Here is a 6412-nt window from a genome sequence, read left to right on the forward strand (position 1 = left end):
GAGGCTCGACGGTAAAGGTCCGTCCACAAAGAATAACCCCCGCCGGTTTCCCGACGGGGGCTTAATTTCCGTAGGGTGGGCAGTTTGCCCACCATCCGCTTACCAGTCTTCGCGCACGACGACGCGGGTTTTCACCGGCAGTTTCATCGCGGCAAGGCGCAGGGCTTCCATGGCAATACCTTCAGCAACGCCGTCGATTTCAAACATGATACGGCCTGGTTTGACCTTGCATGCCCAATAATCAACAGAACCTTTACCTTTACCCATCCGAACTTCGGTTGGCTTCGAGGTGACAGGTACGTCTGGGAAGATACGGATCCAGACACGGCCTTGACGTTTCATGTGGCGTGTCATGGCACGACGCGCAGCCTCGATCTGACGCGCTGTGACACGCTCAGGCTGAGTTGCTTTCAGGCCATAAGTCCCGAAGTTCAGGTCAGATCCGCCTTTGGCCAGACCGTGAATACGGCCCTTATGCTGCTTGCGGAATTTTGTACGCTTTGGTTGAAGCATCTTTTATTCCTCCTCAGCGACGGCCGCCAGCGCCACGAGGCGCGGCACCGCGGGGGGCTGGTCCATCCTGAAGCTCTTGGGCTTTACGGTCACGGGCAGCAGGGTCGTGCTCCATGATCTCGCCTTTGAAGATCCAGACTTTGATGCCGATGATGCCATAGGCAGTTTCGGCTTCGACGTTTGCGTAATCGATGTCCGCACGCAGAGTGTGCAGAGGCACGCGACCTTCGCGGTACCATTCAGTACGCGCGATTTCCGCACCACCAAGACGACCGGCAACGTTGACACGGATGCCCAGGGCGCCCATGCGCATTGCGTTTTGCACGGCACGTTTCATCGCTCGACGGAACGACACACGACGCTCAAGCTGTTGAGCGATGGATTCACCCACCAGTTCAGCGTCCAGCTCGGGCTTGCGCACTTCAACGATGTTGAGGTGCAGCTCAGAGTCGGTCATGTTCGCCAGCTTTTTACGCAGGGTTTCGATATCGGCGCCTTTTTTGCCGATGATCACGCCCGGACGTGCTGTGTGAACGGTGACGCGGCACTTTTTGTGCGGACGTTCAATGATGACACGGCTAACACCGGCCTGCTTGCACTCTTTCTTGATGAAATCACGCATGGCCAGATCTTCCAACAGAAGATCACCGTAGTCTTTGGTGTCGGCATACCAGCGGCTGTCCCAGGTGCGGTTGACCTGAAGGCGCATGCCAATCGGATTGACTTTGTTACCCATTAGGCTTGCTCCTCAACTTGACGAACCTTGATGGTCAGTTCTGAAAACGGCTTGCGCAGAGCGCCAAAGCGACCACGGGCCCGAGGGCGACCGCGTTTCATGACCAGGTTTTTCCCAACATAGGCTTCTGCCACGATCAGTTCATCCACATCCAAGTTGTGGTTGTTCTCAGCGTTGGCGATGGCCGACTGCAGGCACTTACGTACATCTGCTGCAATCCGCTTTTGGCTAAAGGTCAGGTCGTTCAGAGCCTTGTCTACCTTCTTGCCACGGATCATGGCCGCAACCAGATTCAGTTTCTGCGGGCTAGTGCGAAGCATGCGCAGTTTTGCCATTGCTTCGTTGTCTGCCACGCGGCGGGGGTTCTTTTCCTTGCCCATGACTTACTTCCGCTTCGCTTTTTTATCGGCTGCGTGACCGTAGTATGTACGGGTCGGCGCATATTCACCGAATTTCTGACCAATCATGTCCTCGGAAACGTTGACCGGGATATGTTTCTTGCCGTTGTAAACGCCAAACGTCAGGCCCACGAACTGGGGCAGGATCGTCGAGCGACGCGACCAGATTTTGATTACTTCGTTGCGCCCGCTTTCGCGTGATGCTTCGGCCTTTTTCAGGACGTAGGCATCAACAAAGGGGCCTTTCCATACAGAACGTGCCATGTCTTAACGGCCCTTCTTCTTGGCGTGACGCGAGCGGATGATCAGCTTTTGCGACGCCTTGTTCTTGTTGCGGGTACGAGCACCTTTGGTTGGCTTACCCCAAGGTGTCACTGGGTGACGACCACCTGAAGTACGACCTTCACCACCACCGTGAGGGTGATCGATCGGGTTCATGACCACACCACGAACACTTGGGCGGACGCCCTTGTGACGCATACGGCCCGCTTTACCAAAGTTCTGGTTGCTGTTGTCAGGGTTTGACACGGCACCAACTGTGGCACGGCATTCCTGACGCACCATGCGCAGTTCGCCCGAGCTCAGACGGATCTGAGCGTAGCCACCGTCACGACCAACAAACTGAGCATATGTACCAGCCGCACGTGCGATTTGACCGCCCTTGCCTGGTTTCAGTTCGATGTTGTGAACGATTGTACCGATTGGCATACCCGAGAACGGCATGCAGTTACCCGGCTTGATGTCGGCCTTTGCAGCAGAAACGATCTGATCGCCAACCGCCAGACGCTGAGGCGCCAGAACGTAGGCTTGTTCGCCATCTGTGTATTTGACCAACGCGATGAATGCAGTCCGGTTCGGGTCATATTCGATCCGTTCAACGGTTGCTGCTACATCTACTTTGTTCCGTTTGAAATCAACGACGCGATAGAGGCGTTTCGCCCCACCCCCACGACGACGTGAGGTAATCCGCCCGGTGTTGTTCCGACCGCCCGATTTGGTCAAACCCTCGGTGAGAGATTTGACTGGACGTCCTTTCCACAGCTCCGAACGGTCGATCAGCACCAGCCCACGCTGGCCCGGCGTCGTCGGCTTATACGACTTGAGTGCCATGCTTTCTGTCTTCCGTTAGCTAACAGCAGGTCCCTGTTTGGGTATCCTGCCTATATGTAAGGCCCCCGTAGGTGCCAAGTTTATAAGGCCCCGAAGGTCCCCGGTTCAAAATATCATGAGGCCCCGGAACGAATCCGAGGCCCTAAGACTTGGCTCGTTTAGTTCAGAGTCGGACCTAGGTCAAGCGTTTGCCCAAGAAATATTGGGGTTTCGCGCGGTTTGGCACCGAGCGCGAGCGCCAGACCGCGGGATGGCGACGGGACCTCTATGCAGGCCCATTTATCCCCGCCAAATCCGCGGGCCTTAGCGTGTGCCACATCCGTCGTTAAATCGCCAGCCCTTGCGGGCGGTCTGGCGATGGCGCGGCGGCCTGACGGCCTTGATTCCGCGCGAGGCTTACATCGCCAACAACTTCATTGTCTCCCATTTGACCAAACACCGTGATCTCCTTTGATAGCATTCACAACAGCAAGCAAACGCTCTCGCATCTTTGGTGTAATTTTGTCGGGCCCTAGACCCATATGCTGGGATTCAATCTGGAAAAGGTACTCCACCACCTCTTCTGCTGTGCGCTTATTCCAAAGCATGCCTGCAGCCTTTAGGAGATAGCTATCGTATTCATCTTCGAACGCTTCACCTTTCCAGCCACCCATAGTCTCATTCAAGCTAATCGGATCCCACAGCGTCCATCCAATTTCTCTGAGACAATCAATGTTTATCTTCGGTCGCGCGTTTTTCATTCCACAACCCTGTCCGAGAATAGGAAGCACCGCAAGCAGTCAAACTTTCTCAATCAAAGATCAATGGTTAGTGGTAACGCAAGCGAAAGCCAGACCGCAGGATGGCGATGCTCGGCTCGTGCAAGCCGGTTTATCTGTGCCAAATCCGTAAATCGTGGTGCGGGGTGCGAGGGGTGTTAAATCGCCAGCCCTGGCGGGCGGTCTGGCGATGGCGCGGCGGCCTGCGGCCTTGATTCCGCGCTGGTGTGCGGGCAGCCTAAGCAACGCCCCAAAAGCAAAAGCCCCCGCAAAAGCGAGGGCTTTCAATCTTGTCAAAGGTATCTCAATCAGAGTCCGGTGGAAACGTCGATTGTGTTGCCTTCTTCCAATGTCACATAGGCTTTTTTCACGTCTTTACGTGTGCCCATTGTGCCGCGGAAGCGCTTGTTTTTACCTTTGGTGATCGTGGTGTTAACCGCTTTGACCTTGACACCAAAGAGAGCTTCAACAGCTTCTTTGATCTGTGGTTTCGAGCTGGCAATCGCCACTTCGAAAACAACCGCACCGTTTTCAGATGCCATGGTCGCTTTTTCGGTGACAACCGGCTTGCGGATCACGTCGTAATGTTGTGCTTTCGCGCTCATTTCAACCGAGCCTCCAGTGCTTCGACACCCGCTTTGGTGATCACGAGTGTATCACGCTTGAGGATATCATAAACATTTGCACCCATTGATGGCAGGATATCCAGACCTTCAATGTTGCGCGATGCTTTCAGAAATTCTTCATTGACAGATGCGCCATCGATGACCAAAGCGCGTTTCCAACCAAGGTTTTTCACCTGTTTGGCCAGAGCAGCAGTTTTGCCTTCGGTTGCCGCGTCTTCAATGACCACCAGCTCGCCTGCTGCCATTTTGGCGGACAGAGCATGCTTGAGGCCCAACTTGCGGAATTTCTTGGTCAGGTCGTGGCCGTGCGAACGCACAACTGGACCTTTGTAGATCCCACCACCGCGGAAGATCGGCGCGTTGCGGTCACCGTGACGTGCGCCACCGGTGCCTTTTTGGCGATAGATCTTCTTGGTCGAGTAGCTGGTTTCTGACCGTGTCTTGACCTTGTGCGTACCGGCTTGCGCATTGTTACGCTGCCAGCGAACCACGCGGTGCAGGATGTCTGCACGTGGCTCAAGACCAAAGATTTCTTCGCCCAGATCAACGGAACCGGCTTTGCCACCGTCGAGTTTAATGACATCAAGTTTCATTATGCTTCACCTCCCTCGGCGGCAACTTCTTCGGCAGGAGCCTCAGCAGCTGGAGCAGCGGCGGATTTCAGGGCGGCAGGAAGAGGTGCGTTTTCAGGGAACGGTTTTTTAACCGCATCCTTGATTGTCACCCAACCACCTTTGGAGCCAGGAACAGCGCCTTTGACCATGATCAGGCCGCGGTCTGCATCTGTCTTAACCACTTGCAGGTTCTGCGTGGTCACACGAACAGCACCCATGTGGCCAGCCATTTTCTTACCCTTGAAAACGCGACCCGGATCCTGACACTGACCGGTTGAACCGTGCGAACGGTGGCTGATCGAAACACCGTGCGTCGCGCGCAGACCACCGAAGTTGTGACGCTTCATCGCACCGGCAAAACCTTTACCGATGGATGTGCCTGCAACGTCGACGTACTGACCGTCAGCATAGTGCTCAGCCGAGATTTCTTCGCCAACTGCAATCAGGTTTTCAGGCGCTACGCGGAATTCCGCGACTTTGCGCTTGGGCTCAACTTTGGCAGCAGCAAAGTGACCGCGCATCGCTTGGGATGTGCGTTTTGCCTTTGCGTTGCCGGCACCGAGCTGAACAGCGCTATAGCCGTCTTTTTCGTCTGTTCGTTGGGCCACAACCTGCAGGTTGTCGAGTTGAAGAACGGTTACAGGGATCTGCTTTCCGTCTTCCATGAAAAGCCGGGTCATGCCGACTTTCTTTGCGATTACACCAGAGCGCAACATTCAGATGCCCTCCTTAAACCGAGATCTGGACGTCAACGCCAGCCGCCAGGTCGAGCTTCATCAGCGCGTCCACGGTCTGTGGTGTTGGGTCAACGATGTCGAGCAGACGCTTGTGCGTGCGGATCTCGAACTGATCGCGGGATTTCTTGTTCACGTGTGGACCACGCAGAACAGTGAATTTCTCGATCTTGTTAGGAAGCGGGATCGGACCGCGAACCTCTGCACCGGTGCGCTTGGCGGTATTGACGATCTCTTGTGTGCTGGCGTCCAGTACACGATAGTCAAAAGCCTTGAGCCGGATGCGAATGTTTTGGCTTTGCATTTCACATGCCTTTATTTAGGCGTTGAGGTTGAGAGGAAGACCCGCGACCACCGCGAACCCTCGTCGAACCCAAAAGGCGGGAATCATCCCGCCTCCATGTTCTTCTTGAGAACTCGCGCGATATACAGGGGGAAATGGGGTGTGGCAAGGGTTAATTGTGAACATCCAAGCATCGCCTAGCGAACCATGATTACAGTTAGGAGACGTACAGCGTCTACACCGTAAATCAAAAAGCTTCCTACTGGTGCCAAGCCGTGCATTGTCGGGCCGTGGTGCGGCGATGTGAGGGGGCTGGATTGTGGTTTATGTGGGCTAAGTCCGTATTTGCCTTCAATGCCGTGAATGGGGGGCCAAATCGCCGTGCCGTGAGGCGGCCCGGCGATGCGCGGCGGCCTGCGGCCTTGGTGCCGCGCGGGTGTGAAACACTAAGGTTAGGACAACAAAAAAAGGGCTCCCGTTTGGGAGCCCTTTCCGTCGTGTGATCGCGGGTGCGATTACTCGATGATTTTGGACACAACGCCGGCGCCGACGGTGCGGCCACCTTCGCGGATCGCGAAGCGCAGGCCGTTTTCCATGGCGATTGGGGCGATCAGCTCAACGTTGAACTTCAGGTTGTCGC

The 6412-nt window shown here is 55.4% G+C and carries 11 protein-coding genes; all 11 read right to left on the reverse strand.

Annotation, left to right across the window (positions count from 1 at the left end):
• Positions 1-99 precede the first annotated feature (99 nt).
• Positions 100-513 (reverse strand): 50S ribosomal protein L16, encoded by a 414-nt coding sequence (gene rplP, locus ROA7450_RS19950; protein WP_085807725.1) that lies wholly within the window; start codon positions 511-513, stop codon positions 100-102.
• 13 nt (positions 514-526) lie between these two features.
• Positions 527-1249: a 30S ribosomal protein S3 gene (gene rpsC / locus ROA7450_RS19955; protein ID WP_085807726.1), complete on the reverse strand. Its 723-nt coding sequence runs from the start codon at positions 1247-1249 to the stop codon at positions 527-529.
• The gene (rplV, locus tag ROA7450_RS19960) at positions 1249-1629 is read right to left on the reverse strand and encodes a 50S ribosomal protein L22 (RefSeq protein ID WP_085807727.1); all 381 of its coding nucleotides are present in this window, start codon (positions 1627-1629) and stop codon (positions 1249-1251) included. The genes rpsC and rplV overlap by 1 nt, the downstream gene beginning before the upstream one ends.
• Before the next feature lie 3 nt (positions 1630-1632).
• A complete protein-coding gene (gene rpsS, locus ROA7450_RS19965; protein WP_085807728.1) occupies positions 1633-1911 on the reverse strand; it encodes a 30S ribosomal protein S19 in 279 nt (92 codons plus the stop codon).
• A gap of 3 nt (positions 1912-1914) precedes the next feature.
• Positions 1915-2757, reverse strand: coding sequence for a 50S ribosomal protein L2 (gene rplB, locus ROA7450_RS19970; RefSeq protein ID WP_085807729.1), 843 nt, complete (start codon positions 2755-2757; stop codon positions 1915-1917).
• Between the two features lie 413 nt (positions 2758-3170).
• On the reverse strand, positions 3171-3497 hold the full coding sequence (locus ROA7450_RS19975; RefSeq protein WP_085807730.1) for a hypothetical protein: 327 nt from the start codon (positions 3495-3497) through the stop codon (positions 3171-3173).
• A gap of 326 nt (positions 3498-3823) precedes the next feature.
• Positions 3824-4120: a 50S ribosomal protein L23 gene (locus ROA7450_RS19980; RefSeq protein WP_085807731.1), complete on the reverse strand. Its 297-nt coding sequence runs from the start codon at positions 4118-4120 to the stop codon at positions 3824-3826.
• A complete protein-coding gene (rplD, locus tag ROA7450_RS19985) occupies positions 4117-4734 on the reverse strand; it encodes a 50S ribosomal protein L4 (protein ID WP_085807732.1) in 618 nt (205 codons plus the stop codon). Before rplD ends, ROA7450_RS19980 begins: the two co-directional genes overlap by 4 nt.
• Entirely contained in the window at positions 4734-5471 is a 738-nt protein-coding gene (rplC, locus tag ROA7450_RS19990) for a 50S ribosomal protein L3 (protein WP_085807733.1), read from the reverse strand. Before rplC ends, rplD begins: the two co-directional genes overlap by 1 nt.
• A gap of 13 nt (positions 5472-5484) precedes the next feature.
• Positions 5485-5793, reverse strand: coding sequence for a 30S ribosomal protein S10 (gene rpsJ, locus ROA7450_RS19995; RefSeq protein WP_007817142.1), 309 nt, complete (start codon positions 5791-5793; stop codon positions 5485-5487).
• Between the two features lie 494 nt (positions 5794-6287).
• The coding region (locus tag ROA7450_RS20000) for an EF-Tu C-terminal domain-related protein (protein ID WP_503128370.1) at positions 6288-6412 on the reverse strand (125 nt) is incomplete at its 5' end.

This window comes from Roseovarius albus (genome assembly GCF_900172335.1).
GTDB classification, from domain to species: Bacteria; Pseudomonadota; Alphaproteobacteria; order Rhodobacterales; family Rhodobacteraceae; genus Roseovarius; species Roseovarius albus.